At 46.6% G+C, this 502-nt stretch carries 1 protein-coding gene; it reads right to left on the minus strand.

The annotated features are described in order from the left end of the window. Positions 1 to 205: hypothetical protein (locus P1S46_12470; GenBank protein MDF1537275.1), on the minus strand; the 205-nt coding region annotated here is incomplete at its 3' end. Positions 206 to 502: the final 297 nt, after the last annotated feature.

Below are 502 nucleotides of genomic sequence, written 5' to 3' on the forward strand. Positions count from 1 at the left end.
TTGTTCCAAGGAGTGCTGGGACAACTCTGAAGAGTTCAATACTGATAATTGGCCAGAGCCAGCGGGTGGTTGAATTCCTCGGAGTCCAGAGCCCAAAGTCCAAAGGAAGTCCTTGAACCTGAAACTTGAAACCTGAGCGAAGCGAGCACCTGAAATCCCTGCCATAGTCTGGCTCTGGTGCCTGGGATTTGGGGTTGAAGATCACTAACCAACGATTTCTCCCGTTCATTGTCACTAAGCCTCTCATGCCAAAGGCGTGATCACACCGTTCCTGAGATAACCTTTTCCCTTTCATTCAAAGGAATCAGACAGCATATTGAAATATCCTTCGGTATGCTACATTGTGTTCCCATCTGACAAAGGGGATAAGGATCTTGAAACGTAAACTCTCAATCATCAACATTAAAAGATGGGACATGGCCGGTGTTCTGGCCATGGAGGTCATGTTTTTTTACACCATGACACAGATGAACTATGGCCTGGACCTCGCCAATTACGATTC

The organism is bacterium (assembly GCA_029210545.1).
In the GTDB taxonomy this organism is placed as follows: domain Bacteria; phylum BMS3Abin14; class BMS3Abin14; order BMS3Abin14; family BMS3Abin14; genus JARGFV01.